The 21,734-nt window shown below is 43.7% G+C and carries 14 protein-coding genes and 1 riboswitch; of the genes, 9 read left to right on the top strand and 5 right to left on the bottom strand.

The window, feature by feature from the left end; all coding sequences use genetic code 11:
* Positions 1-6 precede the first annotated feature (6 nt).
* The 9 genes from glpT to QVD32_RS01150 all read left to right on the top strand — a co-directional run bounded on the left by glpT (position 7) and on the right by QVD32_RS01150 (position 17,135).
* Complete coding sequence (glpT, locus tag QVD32_RS01190; RefSeq protein WP_008861408.1) at positions 7-1,332, top strand: glycerol-3-phosphate transporter; 1,326 nt, start codon at positions 7-9, stop codon at positions 1,330-1,332.
* Positions 1,333-1,430: 98 nt separating this feature from the next.
* A complete protein-coding gene (locus QVD32_RS01185; RefSeq protein WP_046410022.1) occupies positions 1,431-4,688 on the top strand; it encodes a SusC/RagA family TonB-linked outer membrane protein in 3,258 nt (1,085 codons plus the stop codon).
* Between the two features lie 20 nt (positions 4,689-4,708).
* The gene (locus QVD32_RS01180; RefSeq protein ID WP_195242094.1) at positions 4,709-6,460 is read left to right on the top strand and encodes a RagB/SusD family nutrient uptake outer membrane protein; all 1,752 of its coding nucleotides are present in this window, start codon (positions 4,709-4,711) and stop codon (positions 6,458-6,460) included.
* An 87-nt stretch (positions 6,461-6,547) separates the two neighbouring features.
* A complete protein-coding gene (locus tag QVD32_RS01175; RefSeq protein WP_021891875.1) occupies positions 6,548-8,335 on the top strand; it encodes a T9SS type A sorting domain-containing protein in 1,788 nt (595 codons plus the stop codon).
* 110 nt (positions 8,336-8,445) lie between these two features.
* Entirely contained in the window at positions 8,446-10,923 is a 2,478-nt protein-coding gene (locus tag QVD32_RS01170) for a phosphodiester glycosidase family protein (protein WP_118687393.1), read from the top strand.
* Complete coding sequence (locus QVD32_RS01165; RefSeq protein WP_021891872.1) at positions 10,908-13,499, top strand: endonuclease/exonuclease/phosphatase family protein; 2,592 nt, start codon at positions 10,908-10,910, stop codon at positions 13,497-13,499. The genes QVD32_RS01170 and QVD32_RS01165 overlap by 16 nt, the downstream gene beginning before the upstream one ends.
* Before the next feature lie 12 nt (positions 13,500-13,511).
* Complete coding sequence (locus QVD32_RS01160; RefSeq protein ID WP_021891871.1) at positions 13,512-14,516, top strand: phosphodiester glycosidase family protein; 1,005 nt, start codon at positions 13,512-13,514, stop codon at positions 14,514-14,516.
* A gap of 143 nt (positions 14,517-14,659) precedes the next feature.
* On the top strand, positions 14,660-15,373 hold the full coding sequence (locus tag QVD32_RS01155) for a YjjG family noncanonical pyrimidine nucleotidase (protein WP_021891870.1): 714 nt from the start codon (positions 14,660-14,662) through the stop codon (positions 15,371-15,373).
* Between the two features lie 64 nt (positions 15,374-15,437).
* Entirely contained in the window at positions 15,438-17,135 is a 1,698-nt protein-coding gene (locus QVD32_RS01150) for a hypothetical protein (protein WP_287710021.1), read from the top strand.
* A gap of 7 nt (positions 17,136-17,142) precedes the next feature.
* On the opposite strand, the gene QVD32_RS01145 is transcribed toward QVD32_RS01150, so the two are convergent.
* Genes QVD32_RS01145 through QVD32_RS01125 form a run of 5 tightly spaced genes read right to left on the bottom strand, consistent with a single transcriptional unit; the run spans position 17,143 to position 21,408 of the window.
* A complete protein-coding gene (locus QVD32_RS01145; protein ID WP_021891868.1) occupies positions 17,143-17,763 on the bottom strand; it encodes a sugar O-acetyltransferase in 621 nt (206 codons plus the stop codon).
* Between the two features lie 6 nt (positions 17,764-17,769).
* A complete protein-coding gene (locus QVD32_RS01140; RefSeq protein ID WP_008861398.1) occupies positions 17,770-18,372 on the bottom strand; it encodes an IMPACT family protein in 603 nt (200 codons plus the stop codon).
* Positions 18,373-18,429: 57 nt separating this feature from the next.
* Positions 18,430-19,581, bottom strand: a complete 1,152-nt coding sequence (gene cydB, locus QVD32_RS01135; RefSeq protein ID WP_021891867.1) for a cytochrome d ubiquinol oxidase subunit II — start codon at positions 19,579-19,581, stop codon at positions 18,430-18,432.
* A gap of 6 nt (positions 19,582-19,587) precedes the next feature.
* Positions 19,588-21,141, bottom strand: a complete 1,554-nt coding sequence (locus QVD32_RS01130; protein WP_021891866.1) for a cytochrome ubiquinol oxidase subunit I — start codon at positions 21,139-21,141, stop codon at positions 19,588-19,590.
* A 6-nt stretch (positions 21,142-21,147) separates the two neighbouring features.
* Positions 21,148-21,408 (bottom strand): DUF4492 domain-containing protein, encoded by a 261-nt coding sequence (locus tag QVD32_RS01125; RefSeq protein WP_021891865.1) that lies wholly within the window; start codon positions 21,406-21,408, stop codon positions 21,148-21,150.
* A 176-nt stretch (positions 21,409-21,584) separates the two neighbouring features.
* A riboswitch (cobalamin riboswitch) is annotated at positions 21,585-21,734 on the top strand. This riboswitch is flagged as partial in the annotation.

Genomic DNA, 21,734 nt, shown 5'->3' with positions numbered 1-21,734 from the left:
TATTGTATGTTGAAGTTATTCCAACCGGCTCCGGTTATCGATCCGCTTCCCAAAGAACGGGTGGACAAGGAGTATAAGAAGTTAAGATTACAGGTCTTTCTCGGTATATTTATCGGGTATGCAGGTTATTATCTGGTACGTAAAAATTTTTCGATTGCCATGCCTGCACTCGAACAGATGGGTTTCGATAAGGCCGATTTAGGTTGGGCTTTGTCTGCCGTTTCGATAGCTTATGGTATCAGTAAGTTCGTGATGGGTACAGTTTCCGACCATAGCAATGCTCGTGTGTTCATACCTTTGGGATTGATAGCTTCGGCAGTGATTATGACTGTTATGGGTCTTATCCCGTGGACGGTCAGTTCGCTTTCTATCATGCTTATGTTCTGCATCTTATTTGTAAATGGTTGGGTGCAAGGTATGGGTTGGCCTCCGTGTGGCCGGGTGATGGTTCACTGGTTTTCTGTCCGGGAACGAGGCGTAAAGATGTCTATATGGAATATCGCTCATAATGTCGGTGGAGCTCTTATGGCTCCTTTGGCGGTTTTCGGTATTACCATTTTCGGAGTCTGGGGCGGAGCTTTCTATTTCCCGGCTATGGTTGCCGTAATCATTGCGGTAATTGCCTATTTACTGGTGCGTGATACGCCTCAATCCTGTGGATTACCGCCTATCGAACTGTATAAGCCGGAAGAGTGTACTCAGGCATATTCCGCCGAACAGGAAAAGGAACTCTCTACCAAAGAAATTCTGTTCGGACATGTTTTCAATAATAAGCTTTTGTGGATTATCGCTTTTGCCAATGCGTTTATCTATTTTGTACGTTATGGTGTGTTAGATTGGGCGCCGATGTATCTCGAACAGGTGAAGCACATGGATTTGGCGAATAGCAGTTGGTCGTATTTTGCGTTCGAAATAGCCGGTATTTTCGGAACTATACTTTGTGGTTGGCTTTCCGATAAAGTTTTTAAAGGCCGTCGTGGTCCGGTGACTATTATTTATATGTTGCTGGTTATGCTGGCGGTTTATATTTATTGGAATAGTGCTTCGGCGATGGTAACCAACGTAGCTATGGCTGCGATAGGATTTCTCATTTACGGTCCGGTAATGTTGATAGGAGTCTCGGCTTTGGATTTGGTTCCTAAAAAAGCGGCTGGTACGGCTGCCGGTTTCACGGGGTTGTTCGGCTATTTGCTGGGATCGGCCGTGTTTGCCAATATCGGTATGGGATATATTTTCGAGCATTTCGGTTGGGACGGAGGCTTTATTCTGTTGCTATCCGCTTGTGCCGTAACTGTTGTGTTAATGTTGTTTTGTAAGGAGAATCGTTTGTAAATAGTTAAAAGATAGCTTGTTAAAGGAATGAATTTTTCATTCCTTATAATAATATATAGAAACTTCTAATTTAATAAGAACCATAAATCAAAAAAATTATGAATTTACTAACGAACACACTGCACAGGAGATGGTCTTGTTTACTCTTGATTATCGCCTTTATGTCTGGTTTCCAGATGTTCGCACAGTCCGTGGGAGCCAGCAATCAGTTGACTGGTAGGGTCTTAGATGAATATGACCAACCGATTATCGGGGCTGTTGTTAAAGTTTCGGGTACCTCTATCGGTCGTTCGACCGATGCCGACGGTGCTTTTACTATGAAAGACATACCTGCTAATGCAACGTTGGAGGTTTCGTATGTCGGTTATGAAAAACAAAGTATTCCTGTAAATGGAAAAAACTTTGTTCTGGTTAAATTAAAAGAAGCCAATCAATTACTGAATGAAGTGGTTGTAGTGGGGTATGGTACGCAGAAAAAAGTCAATTTGACCGGAGCTGTGGGAACCATCAGTGCCAAAGAAATCAATGCTCGTCCGGTAAGTAACGTTGCCATGGCGTTGCAGGGAGCCGATCCTTCGATGAATTTGAAGATGTCTTCCGGTCGTTCCAGCGGTGGATATGATTTGAATATTCGTGGTGAATCGTCTATATCGACATCAAACACACCACTGATTATGGTCGATGGAGTAGTGACCGAGTTGAATATGGTCAATCCCAACGATATCGAGTCGGTATCTATTTTGAAAGATGCTTCGGCTGCTTCTATTTACGGTGCGACGGCTTCGAAGGGTGTGATTTTGATTACCACTAAGACCGGCTCCGATTCTGCTGGAAAGGCTAGTGTGAATTTTAACGGACGTTTCGGTTGGTCGCAAAATACGACTTCGACCGATTATATGACTACGGGCTACGATCAGGTAAGTTTGGTCGATAAGGCTTATTATTCGCAATATGCGACCAATTTTACCAACTATACCGAAGAGGAAATGCAAATGCTGTATGAGCGTCGCAATGACAAGACTGAGCATCCCGATCGTCCGTGGATCGTTTTGCAGGACGACGGATCATATCGCTATTATGCCAATTTCGACTGGTACAACTATCTGTTCCGTAAAACTCGTCCCCAACAGGAATATAATCTTTCGGTAACCGGTGGAAACGATAAAGTGAAGTATTATGTGAGCGGTCGTTACAACCGTGAAGAGGGTATTTTAAATATCAATCCCGATACTTATGACACTTATTCTACAAGAGCGAAACTCGATGTGAAGATTAAACCGTGGTTGCGCTATTCGACCAATGTGAATTTCTTTTCATCTTCTTATAAGTACAGCGGATTGCCGGCCATAGACAATACGTTGATGGAGGTGGATAAAACCTTGATGTCATCATGGCCTGCCAAGACTCCCGAAGGTAAGGCTATTTATGCCGAGACGCATGCCAATACTACCATTAATGGAACCCCTCCCTATTTGGTTGACAATCGCGCGCGCCATGCTAACAATCAAAAGTATATAATTATAGGAAACCGTTTTGATATTGATATTTTTAAGGATTTGGTGTTGACGGTAGATTATAGTTATAAGTATCGTGGGCGATTGAATAAAGTTCGGAACCATAATTTGCACTATTCCAATAAGCAGGGTGAGGAAAAAACAATTGTTACCGGTAACTTCAAGGATTATTACAGGGAGAACCATTACGAGGATAACGAGCACAATTTGAATGTGTATGGAACCTATACCCACACGTGGAACAAGGCGCATAATTTTACGGCTTTGGCCGGTTATCAATATCGTGGAGCCCGCAATACCTATTTAAGTTTGCAACAGTTGGCACTATTGAGCGAGAATTTGTCGAGCTTTGCCAATGCGACGGGTGATATAACCCGTAGTCAGACAATTTCGGAATGGCGTAACAGCGGCTTTTTCGGTCGGGTGAACTACGATTATAAGAGTCGTTATCTGTTGGAAGTGAGTGCCCGTTACGATGGCACTTCCCGTTTCCGTAGCGATCACCGTTGGGTGTTCGTACCTTCTGCTTCCGCCGGTTGGCGTATCAGTGAAGAGAATTTTTGGGAACCTATCAGAGACGTAGTGGATAATACGAAAATACGTCTTTCTTACGGTAAATTGGGTAATCAGAATACCGGCGATACTTATGCCTATTTGGAGGAAATAGTGACGGGACAAACCCTTAATTATACGCTTGATGGAACTTCTAAATTACAATATTCCAAACCTTCCGATCCAAAGACCAGTTATCTTACATGGGAGACGATCGCTACGTGGAATATAGGTTTGGATATGTCGTTCCTCAATAACCGATTGACTTTCACAGGCGACTATTTTATTCGTAATACCGAAGGTATGTTGGCCGATTCGTATGAGTTGCCCGGAGTATTCGGAGCTAAGACACCGGACGAAAATTGTGCGGATTTACGTACTAACGGTTGGGAACTTTATTTAGGCTGGAACGATTCGTTCGCTTTGATGGGCAAACGCTTTAATTATACGGTATCGGCTACTTTGGGCGATAACAAGACGGTATTTACCAAATTCAATAATCCTGAGAAAAATTTGTCTAACCATTATGAAGGTAAAGTATTGGGTGAAATTTGGGGATATCGGGTAGACGGTTTGTTTGCTTCGGACGAGGAGGCCGCCGAATATACATCGAAAATCAATCAAGATGCTGTAAATGAACGTATTTTGACCGATAAGGTAGATCCTTATTATCGCGCAGGAGATTTGAAATTCCGTGATTTGGACGGGGACAATGTTATTTCTAAGGGTGATGATACGGCGTATGATGCAGGCGATAGAGAGATTATCGGTAACGAGACACCTCGTTATATGTATAGCTTCCGTTTGGGAGCCGACTGGAACGGTTTCGATTTAGGTATCTTCTTTCAGGGGGTAGGTAAGAGAGATTGGTATCCCAATTATCTTTCTACCGGTTTCTGGGGACCTTATTCCCGGGCATTCACGAGTTTTATTCCCGAGAACTTTATGGATCAATGCTGGTCCGAAGAGAATCGTGACGGATATTTTCCCCGTTTCCGTGGTTACCAGACTTTTGCTGGCAGTCAATTAGGAGTGAATAATGACCGCTATTTGCAAGATGCATCGTATATCCGGTTAAAGAATCTCACAGTGGGTTATACATTGCCGGTTTTGAAAAAGGTCTTTACCAAATTGCGTGTCTATTTTACCGGTGAAAATCTTTGGTACTGGTCGCCGATGTTGAAACATACCAAATACATCGATCCCGAAGCTGCCGGAGGAAACGGCAATACCGGTATGGCTTACAACTATTCGAGAAATTTCTCGGTGGGTGTGGATATTACATTTTAACGATTAAAAACAGAACGACAATGAAAAAGTATTTATATATATTCTGTACGTTGACCGGAGCTGCTTTGATGGGTTGTACCGATTTGGACTTGATTCCAGAGGATACGATGGCTCCCGAAAATTATTTTTCCAGCGAAGAGGAGCTACGTCAATACACCAATGCCTATTATGGCATGCTTCCCGGCGCCGATGATTTGAATGACATCTGTGCTGACGATGTCATCAAAAATATCTTGGATAACGAGATTTTGGGTAACCGTTATCCATCTACCGAGAAAGCTTGGGATTGGGACGATTTGCGTGTGATCAATTATTATTTTGAGAATAGCGGGGCTTGTAAAGACCAAAATGCACGTAGACATTATGACGGTTTTTCATACTTTATGCGTGCTTACTTCTATTTCACGAAATTACAACGTTACGGCGATGTGCCTTATTACGACGAAGTAATCGGATCGAAAGATGAAGAACTGTTGTATAAACCCCGTGATTCTCGTAAATATGTGATGCAGAAGGTTGTGGAAGATTTGGATAGTGCTATATACATGTTGCCCGAGACGAAGACTCCGTATGAAGTGAACAAATGGACGGCTTTGGCATTGAAATCCCGCGCTACATTGTTCGAAGGAACGTTCCGTAAATATCACAATTTGGGCGATTGGGAAGAAATGCTGCAACAATCGGCAGCCGCTTCGTTGGAATTGATTCAAAAAGGAGGATTCTCGCTTTATAAGACAGGTTCTACTCCATATCGCGATTTGTTCGCTCGTCTCGATGCTCCTGCCGAGGAAATCATCTTGGGTCGTCGTTACAGTACAGAGCTTTCTATCTTGCATAATTCTCAGTGCAATTCGATGGCAGGTAATCAACGGGTGTCATTCACCAAACGTTTCGTAGATCATTATTTGATGGCCGACGGTTCTCGTTATACCGATAAGCCCGGGCATGAAAAGAATGAGTTCGTAGCCGAAGTGACCGGTCGCGATCCCCGTTTGTCTCAGACGATTCTGACTCCCGGTTACGTACAGAAAGGCACGACGAAGGAGATGATCAATACCTTGTCTAAATATACGTTGACCGGTTATCAATATATCAAATATGTGATGGAACCAAAATACGACCAATCCAACAAATCGCCGATGTATTTCCCGTTGTTCCGTTTGGCGGAAGTTTATCTGAACTACGCCGAAGCTAAGGCTGAATTGGGAACGTTGACGCAGGACGATTTAGATATTTCGGTCAATCTGTTACGTGATCGGGCAGGAATGGAAGATGCTCATATCGATATGGACGAGGCGAATGCCAATCCTGATCTTTATTTGATGGCCGATGTGACCGGTTATCCCAATGTGACGAAAAGTGCGATGACCGGTGTGATATTGGAAATACGTCGCGAACGCACGGTAGAGCTTTGTCTCGAAGGTTTCCGTTTGTTCGATATAATTCGTTGGAAAGAGGGTAAACAGCTTACCAACGAGTATCATGGGGTCTATTTCCCCGGAGAAGGTAAGTACGACTTGAACGGAGACGGAAAGATGGAAACAGCTATTTACAAGGATCAGGCTCCGTCGGGTTTGGGATTGACCAAATACAAATTGGGTGTGGATTTCTTCCTGACCAATGATACCGAAGGATATATGTGGCCTCACAAAGATGTGAAACGGACTTGGAATGAGGAACGTGATTATCTGTGGCCGATACCGACCGAAGAACGTGTATTGAACCATAACTTGACTCAAAACCCGGGTTGGGAAGACGGCTTGTCTTATTAAACTATTTTGGGGAGAATGGAGGTGACTATCTCTATTCTCCTCGCTAAAATTAAATATTTACCAATAATCTAATCTAAAAAAGTAGTTATGAAAAGAAAATTGACTTCTTGCCTGCTTGTTGCAGGGTTTATGTTGGCGACAGCACCCAGTGCGTTTGCCACGACGTATTTTATAAAAGTTGACGGTTCTGACGACACGGACGGTTCGTCGTGGGAACAAGCGATTAGTTATGACTATTTTGCCGAGAATATGGAACAAGGGAATTTCGCCGATGGCGATGTCTTTTGTTTTGCCGGTGGAGTGTATAAATTGTCCTCTCCCGATTTCGACAAATATTTAGCTATTAATCGAAGTGTGACTCTTTTGGGCGGTTTTGACCCTGTCAGTACGGGTACGAATACAGATATTACGTATCCTTCTCCTTATGAAACTGTCATTTCAGGGGCTATCGAGAGCGATGTAGCAGCTGTTCCCGGTAACCGTACTCACTTGTGGTATATGCAGAGACGTGAGGAAATAGACGGGGTGGATACGAAAACGAGATTGAATATTACCGTAAAAGGATTCACATTCAAACACGCTTTCCGCAACTACGATAGCGCCAGTAATTATAAAGGGGCGGTGATGGTATTCAATACCGATTTGGATATGCAATGGTGTAACTTTATTCAAAATGGAGCCGCCTTTATCGGAACATCTGGTTTGACACTTATTGCTTCTGATGCAAATGTCTCTGATTGTGTCTTTTCAGAAAACTTTTCTAGTGAGAAGGGTACTGCCTTAGGATTGTTTACAAGCTCGACTTATGCAGGAGATGAATATTTGACGCAAGCCGTGGTTCAACGCTGTCAGTTTACCGATAATTATTTTACGACCGACTATTATCCTGAATCTGAATGTGGTGAAGACGGTAAACCGGCTTATACCAATAAACTTCGCGGATCGGCGATCTTTTTGGGTAGCAGTGACGAGCGTGTCCGCCTCTATTTGGTGAACAGTTTGGTTGCCGATAACTATACCGAAGGATTCGGTGTTGTAATGGGCTATCCCGGAACGACGATGTATATGATTTCCAATACAATTGCTAATAAAGATTATACCGCTGAACAAGAAGCTCGTACGGTTGCTGGTAATAACAATACTACAAAGGATGTAGGTCGCGGTTTGGGGGTAATGAGCTATGGCGGATACAATTATATGGCGAATAATTATATTGTGAATGCTGTTTTAGGCGAATCCGCACCTTCTAATCCTGCTATATTATTGAGCCGTAATAGTGCTACTCGTCCGGGCACATGGAACAGTGGCGGTTATAATATTTCGGGTACGGCATGGTATTGTACCACTTGGGCTACTCCGAGGGATCGTACGCAAACTCCCGAAATTCAAGCGACATCACTTTTGTATCTGAGTGGCAACGACAAGGAAACATATACCTATGCCGATGTATTCGGAGAGACTACTTTCGGTGATAATGGGGGAAATACACAAACGCTGGTTCCGGCTACCCGTATGTCGAGTTTGACTCTCGATGAACTGAACGCTTTAAAAACCGAATGGAGTTTGCCGGAGAATATCGATTTGACCGTCGATCAACGCGGTTACAAACGCGCTGCTACTACTTGTGTGGGAGCTTATGACGGTGATGCTACATCGGGTATTACAGGCTTGACGAATGTTAGCAAGGTTTCGGTAAGCACGTTGGGTAACGGTATATTCCAAGTGAATGGGGCAGATACCGACGTGACGGTTTACAATTTGAGCGGTAATGTCGTGAAAGTTGTACCGGCTAATGAAGTAATCGATTTGTCCTCTGCTGCTAAGGGAGTTTATATTATGACTGTGGGTGGACAGGCATTCAAAGTGATTAAATAACATCTCAATTAAGTAGTTTTTTCATCTGGTATGCTGCCGGAGTTCTTTCCGGCAGCATATTTTCACATTCTCATTACCTTTTTTCTTAATAATAAGTTTGATGTCGTACTATGAAATTGAAAATTTATTTATGGCTGGTTTTATGGTTAACGGTATGCAATTCATACGCTTCCGTTACGTGGAAAGTTTGGAATACGGACTATCGGGTAGATACTACATTTCATGCTAAAATAGGTCCCGGGACTACGCAGACTTCGTTGTTATTGACGGGGCCCGATACGACATTGACGGTTTTTTATTTGACGGTAGATCTTACCGATCCTTATGTGGATATAAGAACAGTGTGCGCTACGGATCATTTAGCCGGTGCTCAAACTGTTACACAGATGGCGGAAAGTCATAGTGTGGAGGGCGAAAGTCTTTATTTTGCGGGAATCAACGGTGGTTTTTTTGCGATGTCGGGGACTGCGAACGACGGAAAAACCAGTATTGTCGGTAGGCCGCATCATGCGTCGGTCGCCGAAGGTGAAATTTATAGGACATCTACATCGGCGATATGCCGTCATTTTGGAATTACGTCCGATAAAGTACCGTACCTTAGCAATGTTTCGGTCGATTTTGCCGGGACGATTACTACGGCTACCGATTCATATGCAATATCGGGAGTAAATGTTAATGCCGGAAACAATAAAATTATTCTCTATACCGATAAAATGCCGGGGCAAGTGACGCAGGTGACAGGCAGTTCTTTCCCGATGTATTATGAGGTCGCATTGATGCCGAAAGCAGGAGAACGCTTAGTTCCCGGGAAGCCTTGTAAGATGACCGTGAAAGGTGCATGGGCGAGAGGAACCAATATGGTGATTCCCGACGGTGGGTACGTAATTAGCGGAAAAGGCTTGGCAGGGCCTTTTATTCAAAGTTTGAATGATGGGGACGAAGTAGAGGTGAATTTACCGATGTCGTTTGATGGCGAGACCGTTATGGTGGAGCATCTGACTACCGGTAATCCCAAGATATTGGGAAACGGGGAGGTATTGAATACGGAAGGGGAGCGAGCTGATGCCATAGAGTGGCATCCCCGTACTTCAATTGGGTACAGTAAGGATAAGAAGAAATTGATTATGTTGGTCTGCGATGGTCGTACCGAAATTTCGCGAGGCGTTCGTACCCGGGAATTAGCCGACTTGATGCGATATGCCGGAGCCGATGAAGCACTGAATTTAGATGGAGGAGGTTCGAGCACATTGTATACCAGTATGTTGGGGGTAAGGAACTATCCCAGTTCGAAAGGTGTGCAGCGTAAGGTCGGCGATGGTGTATTCGTGGTTTCCACAGCACCTGCATCTTCGTTTGTCGGGGGAATAGATTTTGCGACACCTCCGCATGTCATATCCAAAGGAGAGGAATATAGTCCGACTGTTTACGGGTATAATGCCTATGGACTGTTGATAAATACGGAAGTGTCTAATTATACGATTACTTGTGACGAACGGATAGGATATGTAAAAGCCGATGGTAAGACTTTTGTTGCCGACGGTATAGGTTTGGGTAAAATTTATGCTCGTACACCGGCCGGATATACTTGTGAAATGGAGGTCGTGGTGAAAGAGGATATAGATAATATCGTTTTCAGATTGGATTCGGTTGTGAGCGATTGTCATTATGAGTATCCGGTGGAAGTGTCGATGACGAAAAGTACCGGCGAGGTAGTGCCTCTTAATCCGAGTGCGCTTTCGTGGAGCAGTTCGGACGAGCATGTAGCTTTTGTGGAGAATGGTGTTTTGAAAGGCTTGCAAAACGGAATGGCCGAGATATGTGGCTCTATATCAGGAGTGTCGGATACTCTGAAAGTGAAAGTGCAGGAGCCCTCGAAACATGTATTGAATATAAATGACGGAACTCCCGATTGGCTGAAAGTTTCTTTCACAACCTCGGCCGGGTTTAAAAATACGTCGGTAACTAATTCCGAGAAAGAGGGGTTACAAATATCGTTTTTATATAACAGTACTTCGGCGAAAACGATTTCTTTGGCAGGGGATATTCCTCTGTATAGTCTGCCCGATACATTACGGATTCATATAAATCCGGGAGAAGTGAAGGTTAAGACGTTTTCTTGTACATTGAAACTTCCGTCGAAAAAGACAGTCGCAGTCGATTTACCGATTCCCGAAGCGAATAAAGAGAATATATGCGATATAGCTTTCCCCGATGTTTTGGGCGATGTTTTCGATATAGCGAATTATCCATTGGTGCTCTCGCATTTTACATTGGGTATGGATATAAATACGTTGGGGCAAAATTATCGGATAGATATTCCGGCCGTGGAATTGGTTTATAATTATTATAATGAAAATGCTTTGGACGTTCAGACGATAGAAGGTAAGTCTTTGGATTTGTCTGTATTGGGGCGGACGATATTGCTGGGTAAGGCGGTTGATCGGGTCGAGTTGTATAATGTTTCGGGGTGTTTGATCTCTTTGACCGAAAACAGCAATCATATATCGGCTCCGGGAATAGGTATGTATATAGTGAGGATAGTGACCGAAGGCAAAGTGTTCTCGCAAAAAATATGGATAAACAGATAGTTATTTTGAATATGAAAAGCAGATTTTTATTATCGGTGGTATTCTTTGGCATGATAGCCGGGCTTTCGGCTTCGCCTGTGTATAGAATGGGGTCGTATAATATCCGAGGGGAGAATGCGGCCGATACGGGAGATAAAGATTGGAATGTGCGGAAAGAATATGTGGTTAGAAATATTGTGGAGCATGATTTCGATGTGGTGGGCTTGCAAGAGAATAGCATCAAGATGTTGCCTCAATTGGAGGAATTGTTGGGCGACGATTATGCGACTCATTCTTGGGGAGCGATTTCCGAGACGAGCGGTACGCATACGACTATCGTATACAAGGCCGGGAAGTTTACTTTGCTGGATAAGGGTCAATATTTCTTGACATCGAACCCTGCGGCTCCGGATTTGTCGTGGGATACGGCGGTACGCCGGAATACCGTGTGGGTGAAATTACAGGACAAGACGACCGGCGATGTATTTTTCTATTTCTCCACGCACCTCGACCATAAGGGCGTACTTGCACGTGCCGAAGGGGCGCGGATCAATGTGCAGAAAATGCAGGAAATAGCAGACGGTTATCCCGCTATTATCGTGGGTGACTTCAATGCCTATTATGCGGAGAAAGCGATGTATAACACATTCAACGCTTATTTAGACGATAGTCGCAAGGTGACGCAGACGGCTCCGGTTGGACCGGGTACTACGTTTGCACAGTGGAATCCTGCCGTTACGGGTGGAGAGCCCATAGACTATGTGTTTTGCGATCGGGTGAATGTGCTTTCTTACGAGACGATTACAGAAGACTTCGGGAGAGGAATTACGCCTTCCGATCATTTACCCATTTTGATTACTTGCACATTTAAAGATAATTTGGAGCGGGGCAAGTGGTATGTGAGCACGACTCCGTCGGCTGTTCCCGATGGTTCGAAAAACGCCCCGTTCAATAATTTGCAGGAGGCTATCGATGTCGCTTCGAAACACGATACTATTTTTATGACAGGAGGTGTTTTCTATCCGGTGGAAACATCGTCGCATGCAGGTCGGCAAGCGACGGTAAACGTGTATAAGAGCGTTCGTATTCATGGCGGATATGACGAGAGTTTCTCTTCGGTAGTCGGGAAAACGGAATTATCGGGAGATTTGAACCGGAACGATGTGACCGATGAGTCGGGTCGTATTGCATCGGGCGCGGAGGATAATGTCTATCATATAATGACCGTTGCCGATTCTTGTTTTGTGGAACTCGACGGTTTGAAGTTGACCGGGGGATATGCCGATGTGACAGGCTTCAATAGCGGAGCCGCTATTTATTCGAAAGGAATAGACCTCATTTTGAAAGATGTGGAGTTGTGTGATAATTATGCTTTGGCGTATGGAGGTGCTATATATTCCGGGGGAAATTTGAATATAAATCGGACGATGTTTGCTCGAAATCAATCCGGTTCTCAGGGTGGAGCATTTTATTTGGCTTCTCCGGGTTGGCGGTCGCATATATCTGATTCCTATTTCGTGCAGAATCGAGCGACACAGGGTAGTTCGGGATATTCGGACGGTGTGATTTTTTCCTTGTTGTCGGGGAATACGATAGCCGATAATGTCAGTAGTCGGAACGGGGTTTATACGCAGATGGGCGAGTCGGAGTATATGGTAAGTACATTTGTCAATAATACATTCGTCAATAATCGGTTGACTGCGAAAAGCAGTTCGCTTTCCGATAAAACCAATGGAGGTAGCGCTATTTATTTTAAGTCGGGGTCGGGAAGTTTGAATTTGGTGAATAATACGATTGTCGGCAATACCGATTCGTGTTATACGACGAGCGGCGTTCCTTCGGTCAATTTCAACGGTTCTGCCGTACATGTGATTTCGGGAAAGGTGAGATTGGTAAATAACATAATCGCCGGTAATTTTTCTTCGGCTGCCACTGCGGGGGAAGTCTATTTGGGCGAGTCGGCCTCCTTGCAAAACTCTACATATAATTTGTATGGTGGAGCAGATAGAATGAATATTACGGCAAAATCTACCGATATGGTATGTCGCAATTATGACCGTTGTGTACAGGATTTGCAGAAAGTGTTGGATAGTGAAATCGTCGATGGAAAATTATCCTTGCTGTTATCCGATAATGGGGGATTTGCACCTACTGTAAAAGTGAAGTCCGTTGCATGCGGAAATAATAACCTGAATGTATTGAGTGTTGCTGCTCTGAGGGAATCTACTTTCTATATCGACATAAACGATAATGGAGTTTATACGGATAATCTGGCTGTCGATGGGAGAGGCGTAATACGCAATACGACCGGCTCTATGATAGGTGCTTATGAATATACCGGAGAGTCGGGCATGGAACCTAATGTACAACAGAATTCGATAAGAGTTTTTGTTTCGGAAGATAACCTTTATGTTATTTCTGATAGTTTTACAGTTGGATATACAATATATAATCTGTCGGGGAGTTTGCAAATGAAAGGAGAGGCGGTTTCGGGTCGCCCTGTCGATGTGTCGATTTTGCCAGCCGGTGTTTATATGGTGGAAACCAACGATAGGTCGGGTGGTATAGAATTTACCAAAGTGTTGAAAAATAATTAATTGAAGTATATTATGATAAAGTTAGGCAGAGATTATTGGAGCAAACTTTTATTGATAGGTTTGATATTCGGTTTTGTAGCTTGCGGATCGAAAGACGAACCTTCGAAAGAGGGTGATAATACCCCTTCGTTCCCGGTTACGACCGATACGACTTCGGTCTTGGTGAAGAAAATATTGAGTCGTACCGATTTGGTGGTGAAAGTAAACCGGGTGACGACAGAGGAGCGGTATCCGGGATTGGTATTTTCCGAGATTGATTTTCATACGGCTAAGGCTCGCCAGCATGCTTATGTGGCGGAAGTCGACGTGAATAAATTGACTATTGCGACGACTACACCGTTCGGTGAAGTGAATACCATGCCGACAAAAGTCAATACGATTCCCGAACAGACGAAGTATCTCGAAAATTCGGGACGCCGGGTGCATGTTGCCGTGAACGGTGGTTTTTGGGTGTATGAAAAAGACTCGAAAGGTGAAACGACTTTAATTAAACCGAAACATCTTTTTTGGAAAGACGGATATCCGTTGAGCGATTGGTGGCAAGATCCCAATCATGAATTTACGGTCTATATGACAAAAGACGGAAAGGTGGATATCGATATTGCCAGCAATGTTATCAAACATAAAGCCGATATTTATCAAGCATTGGGCGGTTTGGGCTGTTTGATTAAACGAGGTGTATTTAATGACGGGATCAGCAGTATAGGTACATATTTGTGCGATACACACCCCCGTACGGCAATAGGACTGTCGGAAGACAAACAAACGTTGTACGTCGTGGTGGTAGATGGCCGGCGAACGAATTATGCCGAGGGTTTGGATATTTACGAATTGGCCGATTTTATGTGGGGAATAGGTAGCTATGATGCCGTGAATTATGACGGGGGAGGTTCCTCGACAATGGTTTTGCGGGACGAAGATGAAAAGGCGAAGGCTTCGTTTATTGTTCGTAATCGTCCTTCCGATGGTTCTCCCAGAGCTGTCGGGAATGGATTGGCTATTGTAGAGAAAGACTGAATGTGATACCGTATGAAAATATCGATTCATGTGAAGAGTTTGAATATCTGTGTATAGAGGTGTGAAAATAAATTTTGTGAGCCGAAACAAATTTTTTTGTTTCGGCTTTTGTTTGCGTTATCTTTGTGCCAAATAATAAACGTATGTCTGAATTGCTATGTAAGGTTCTATTTATCGATTTGGACGATACAATATGGGATTTCAAGGCAAATTCCGTGTTGTCTTTGCGGCAAGTTTACGATGAGTTTGCATTGAAAAAAGAGATTCCCGATTATGACCGATTCAAGTCGTTGTATATGGCGACGAATCACGAATTGTGGGAGTTGTATCATCACAATCGGATAACGAAAGATTATTTGATAGTCGAGCGGTTTTCTCGTCCGCTTCGGCATGCAGGTAGTAAAATGTCCGAGGATAAGGAGTTTATCATGGCCTTGAACGATCGCTACCTCGATGTATTGTCCCAGCAGAATACATTGGTTCCGGGAGCGGTCGAATTGTTGGATTATCTTACGGAAAGAGGCTATCCCTTGTATATATTGAGCAACGGTTTTGCCGAGGTTCAATCCCGTAAATTGGAGTCGGGTGGTATTTCTCATTATTTCAAACGATTGATTCTTTCCGATGAAATAGGTATTACCAAACCCGACCGGCGTTTGTTCGACTATGCTTTGCAGATTGTGGGGGCAGAGGCTTCGGAAACATTGATTGTCGGCGATAATTACGATGCCGATATATTGGGAGCCATGAATGCCGGCTGGAAGACTATTTATTTTAACAGGGATAATCTCGTTATTCCCGGAGCCCGACCCGATTATACCGCTACTTCCCTTTCTGAAATAAAACAAATTTTATGACCGATTGCCAGAATCCATAAAGATGAAATTCTTTCACTGTTTTTCAACGGATAAAACCGCTTCGATGGAGTCTTTCGCCCGGCTCTTGATTGCGATACCTTTGGTCAGTTATGTGCTGGCCGTGCTATCTTTATGGGTAGGTTTGCAAATAAATAGTTTTATTTTTCCGATTGCTGTATGTATATCGGTTTTATGGGAGTGTTCCGATAGGAGAATCCGGGGATGCGTGAGGTGGACCACGACTGTTGCCGTGCTTGTCGTACTGTCGGTTACTCTTGGGTTATCCGCTTGTATTTACGATCGGTCGTTCGACGGTCAATGGTATCATGCTTGTACGATTCGGGAGTTGGTGAACGGGTGGAATCCGATCTATTCTTTTGCGTGCAGCCTTACTCCTATCGATGGATATACTGTTTTATGGGTAGAGCATTATCCAAGAGGAATAGAAACAATCGCAGCTACGATTGTTTCCTGTATGGGGAATCTGGATGCCGGTAAAGCATTGAATTTATGGTTCGTATTTTCTTCCATAGTATATATCTATTTATTCTTATGTTATTGTTTGCCGACGATGAATAAATATTTACGCATATGGATTGCTTTGGTGGTTGCTCTCAATCCGGTCGTGATTAATCAGATGTGTACCTATTATATAGATTGGACCCTTTATACGCTTTTGGTTATTTTCCTTATTAACATGTATCTCTTTTTTGTGAAAGGGATACAAAGGACTTTGCATATCGATTTATTGTTATTGTTCTTTATTCCGGCGATAAAATTCAATATTTTCTTTTGGGTCGTGTTGTGGGGAGGAATCTGTTTCTTTGCATTGTTGAGAAAGAGCCGTTATAAACATTCCTTTCGATTGACTGCGGTATGTGCGGTCGTTGTTTTGTTAGGGATTGGTGTTGGTGCATACAATCCCTATCTGACTAATTGGAAAGAGCACGGTTCTCCTGTTTATCCTCTTTCGGGGAATGGTAAAGTCGATATTATGGATTGTCAAGTATTGCCGGCGATACGAGGGAAATCTAATGCCGAGGCGGCTTTAATATCGGTGGCTTCTAATCCTTCCGACGATATGCTGTCCGAAGACATGCATGTGTTCGGGATTTCTAAAATCGACATATTATCATCGGTCGCATCTGATGTTCGAATCGGAGGATTCGGTATATTCTTTTTCGAAGCGATTTTGTTGTCTATCGTTTTGTTCGTTTGTACGGGGCATATTCGTCGTATGCGTTGGTATCTGTCGGTTCTTGTCGGGTTGCTCGTCTCATTGGTTATTCTTCCGTCGGGGTGGTGGGCTCGATATGTCGCCTTTTTCTATCTATTCCCGTTCGTTATGCTGTTTTATGCCGAACGGTTCGGGTTGAAAACCCGTTTCTCCCGTGGATTGCATATACTGATTCTTTCATTGCTTTCTGCCGACATTTTTATCTGTTTGTCTGGCTTAGCGGTCAAGAATATCGTGTATAAGGAAACGATAGATTATGTGTTGGAAAAGATGGAGTCTTCGCCGGGAGAGGCGAAGCTGTATACCCGGAACTACTCGTTTCTCGATAAATTGGAACGGCGTTCGATTCCATATAAATTATTCCCCGATACGGAAATGAAAGACAAGCTCGATATTCCTTGTCCTATTTATATGAATAGGACGGATTTCGATTTTGAAACTGACCAGCCGTGGATATTATCGCTCCGTCCTTCGTTTCAATTAAAGTGGAGCGATAATAATCGGTACGAGGGGCAAGACGAATGAGTTTCCGTCATGCGGGTTTAACTTGTTTTTTGGCTTTTTTTTCTTCCCAACTGAATGACCGGAGCTTGTCTTTCTCGGTTATGGTGCGTATAACCCGACAAGGATTTCCTCCGGCGATGACGTTGGACGGAATATCGTTTGTGACGACACTCCCGGCAGCAATGATACTATTGTCTCCTATGGTTACACCCGGAGTGATGGTAACTCCTCCGCAGATCCATACGTTATTCCCGACCGTAATAGGCCATGCGTATTCGAGCCATTCGTTTCGTCGCTCGACATCGGAGGGGTGACCTGCCGTATAGAAGCTCACGTTGGGGGCGATGAACACGTTGTCGCCTATGGTGATGGGAGCCTCGTCGAGCATAACGCAATTGTAGTTGGCAAAGAAATTTTTGCCCAAGTGAATGTTATGCCCATAGTCGCAAAAGAAAGGCGATATGATTATGAATTTTTCGGGTGTAGTACCAATGATTTCCCGAATGAGTTTTTCTCTTTCTTCTAATTGAGAGGGCCTCAGATGATTGAGTTCAAAAATTTTATCTCGGGTAGATAGCAATTGTTCGATTAGTTCGGGGATTGCGGCATCATACAATTCCCCCTTTTCCATTTTCTCTTTTTCTGTCATATTTGTTTATTCTTCATTTATAAAATGAACTCCGTCTACTTTGGATAAACGTTTTTTTAAATTGTCCATCAGCGAACGGCGTATGCGTAGGGTCATCTCGCAATCCATATCGAATATTTGAGATACGATGGTGGGTCCTTCTTCCTTGACGATACGCATAACTTCGTTCATCAGAGGGTATTCGAATCCGAAATGTACCTCGTCTTCGACTTGCCGTTCGATTATTTCGTTTGCGGCAATGGCTTCGGAGGCGGCTTCGCGATAGGCGACGATTAGTCCGCTCGTGCCTAATTTTATTCCACCGAAGTATCGGACGACGACAATGAGAATATCGGTTAGTCCCGCCGAATTGATTTGTCCGAGGATAGGTTTTCCGGCCGTTCCCGAAGGTTCTCCGTTATCGTTCGAGCGAAAATCGGTTCGTTGGGGCCCTAGCATATATGCCCAGCAGACATGACGAGCATCGTAATACTCCTTTTGATATTTTTCGAGTTGCTTTTTGACGTCTTCCACCGATGAAACCGGTATGGCGAATGCAAGGAATTTACTCATCTTTTCTTTATAAATTCCTTCCGATGTGCGCGATATGGTGAGGTAGGTATCGTCCATAAAAAAAGAGCTTACTTTAAGAACAAAAGTAAGCTCTTTTCTGCGAATACGCAAGTGTCAATATTTGTGTTCGTTGCTTTCCATTTCTTGGGCAGTGATAGGCTTGGCATCCATAGCTCGCCAGACGTAAACGATATAGGCGAGAACAAATGGGATAAGTAACGATACTATACTCATGGTTTTCAAGGTGAACAGGCTGGAAGAACTATTGTAAATCGTCAGTGAACTTTGCATGTCTACGGACGAGGGATAATAAGCCGTATGGTTATATCCGGCAATGAAAAACAGACTGAGAACTACTAAGATCGTTCCTATACCCGAAAACCAGATTCCTTTTGTGAAGTGTTGACCGAATACGGAACGGATAAGGGCGTATAACACCAAAACGACTCCTGCCAAAAACAGAATGGCAACCCACGGCATTTCCACGAAATTGAAGAAATATTTGTAGGGACGAACGGCGATAATACCCGAATCGGTAGCTACTTCATAGCCGTCGGCCAACAGAGTCGCTGTAACGAACGACAGGAAGAGAATAACGAATAAAACGCCGTTGAATAATACTTGTTTCCGGGATTTCTCGAAAATGCTGTCGTTCTTGATATTGTTCATGAAATATAAGGCTCCTTGCGTACGGGCAAGAAATAGAACAGTAAATCCGAGCAAGAGATTACGGACATCGAGAATAGCTTCCAGCCCGTGCCAATCGTTTGTCCAACTGCTGATAACCGGAGAGCCTATGGTTGTCAAGTTCCCTTTGTCGACGATAAAGTCCGATCCTGTGAAAAACGAGCCTACGGCTATACCTAATAATACGGGACCGACGATACCATTGATTAAAAGAAAGGTGTCGTAGGTCTTTTTCCCGAGGAAATTCCCGCTCTTTGAACGGTATTCGTATGATACGGCTTGTATGATAAAGCTGAACAGTATGGCCATCCATAACCAATAGGCTCCGCCGAAACTAGTCGAATAAAATAGAGGAAACGAGGCGAAGAACGCTCCTCCGAATACGACGAGGGTGGTGAATGTAAATTCCCATTTGCGGCCTAAGGAGTTCACCATCATGCTTTTCTCGGTTTCGGTTTTACCCATGACTGCCAATAGGGATTGACCGCCTTGTACGAACAACAGGAATACCAATAACGCACCTAACAGCGATATAAGAAACCACCAGTAGTTCTGGTAAAATAATTCATTCAGTTCCATAGTTTTTTATTTTTGTTCGGTTCCTTTTTTTATTTGTTTCAACATGATGCCTACTTCGGCGATCAACAGTACGGTGAACAGTACGGCAAACATCCAGAATGTCGTTTGCACCGAGGCCACTTCGATGTTAGAGATCGCTGCGAAGGTAGGCATGATATCTTGTATCACCCACGGTTGGCGTCCCATTTCCGCTACGATCCAGCCTGACTCCAAGCAGACATATCCGAGAGGAATCGTTAGAACGGCAATCCATAGCACCCATTTCAACTTTTGCAATTTCTCTTTATAGGATAACACCAAAATGAAAATAAAGAACAAGAGGAAATAGCCTCCTAAAATAATCATGATGTGGAACGAATAGAATACGAACGGCACATGTGGAATGAGCTGTTCTACCGAGTCGATATATCCGTAACCGAAATATTCATAGTTTGCCTCTAACCTTGCTTTGGCTTCGTTCATGGCCTCTGTGTCGTTGTCCTTTCTGGCGGTGTTGAAGTCGGCGAGAGCTGCGATGGCTAAACGGCCTCGCTCCATCTTTTCTTGGGCGGAAAGAGCGATGATTTCCTCTCCTTTCAGATTTTTGTCGACGTAACCTCCGTTAATAATATCGTTGATTCCGGGAACGAATCCGTCGATTTCCCGGGTTGCCAAGATGGATAACAGTTTGGGTATGGGTATGTCGAAAAGAAATTCTTTCTCGTCGTTGTCGTATTTCTTGTCGGGATTGAGTATCCCGAAAGCGATGAGTTCTTGTCCGTTTTTACCGTTGTAAACTCCTTCCATAGCCGCCAGTTTCATAGGCTGCTTGTCTGCGACCTGATAAGCGGACCCGTCGCCCGTGTAGGCTACGACGAGCGTGCCTATCAATCCTACCCATGCTCCCACACGAATGCTGTTACGGGCTAAGAAATTCTCCCGGTTTTTAATCAGATACCAAGCGCTTACCCCCACTACGAATATACCGCCCAATACCCAGCCGGACGAGACGGCATGGAAAAATTTGTTGACAGCGACGGGTGAGAGTACCAGTGCCCAGAAATCGTCCATGACATTTCGTGCAGTTTCCGGGTCGAATTTCATACCCACAGGGTATTGCATCCATGAATTGGCCACCAATATCCAAAGAGCCGATATGGTAGCGCCTATTGCCGTGAGCCATGTAGAGGCCAAATGGAATCTTTTGCTGACTTTGTTCCAGCCGAAAAACATGACTGCGATGAAAGTCGCTTCCATAAAAAAGGCCATAATTCCTTCTATGGCAAGGGGAGCTCCGAAAATATCGCCTACGAACCAGCTATAATTCGACCAGTTCGTACCGAACTGAAATTCGAGGATAATACCCGTTGCTACTCCGATTGCAAAATTGACTCCGAAAAGGGTCATCCAATACTTGGTAATCGTTTTCCACCGTTCGTCGCCGGTACGGTAATAAATGGTTTCCATTATACCCACGATTACTCCCAGTCCCAATGTAAGGGGAACAAATAGCCAGTGGTAAATGGCGGTGAGTGCGAATTGTGCTCTCGACCAATCTACAAGGGAAAAAAGATCGTTCATGGTTACTTATGATTGTTGATTTTTAGGATTATTCGGAGTAATGAGATTCTCGATGACTTGGTTGGCTCTCTCCTCGTCGGTATCGTATTTCTGTTGCAAGATATTGGGGAAAAAGAATAACCGCAAGATAAAAAACATGATGAACAACTTGATGAGGATAATTGCCCAAAGAGTTTTACCTAAGGTCATGTTTCGAAATCCTTCCATATAAAATCGCCAGATTTTCAGAGGGATACTATTGTTTTTCAAAATCTTGTTTTCCTCCATGCGTATTATCTTCAACGAATATGTTCACAATATTCGGTAAAATTTATGATTAATACAAATTTGTACACATTATTTTTCGGATAAAATAAATTTCTATTTTTTTGAAGTAACGATTGGATTGTATGTTTGGTTTGGAATATTTTTAATAAAAAATAGAAAGGAGTCGATAATTTATGTTACCTTTGCAACGCATTGGTTTCAAAGCCCCGGTCAGGGTGTAGAATGAAAAGGGAATCGGGTGTGAATCCCGAACAGTCCCGCTGCTGTGAACTCCAAAAAAGGTTCCGAGAATACTGAAAGCCACTGATTATGACGATTGGGAAGGC

It is taken from the genome of Barnesiella sp., assembly GCF_022723415.1.
GTDB classification, from domain to species: Bacteria; Bacteroidota; Bacteroidia; order Bacteroidales; family Barnesiellaceae; genus Barnesiella; species Barnesiella intestinihominis.
Note: the sequence above shows the minus strand (reverse complement) of the source record. Positions and strands in the feature narration are given on the sequence as shown.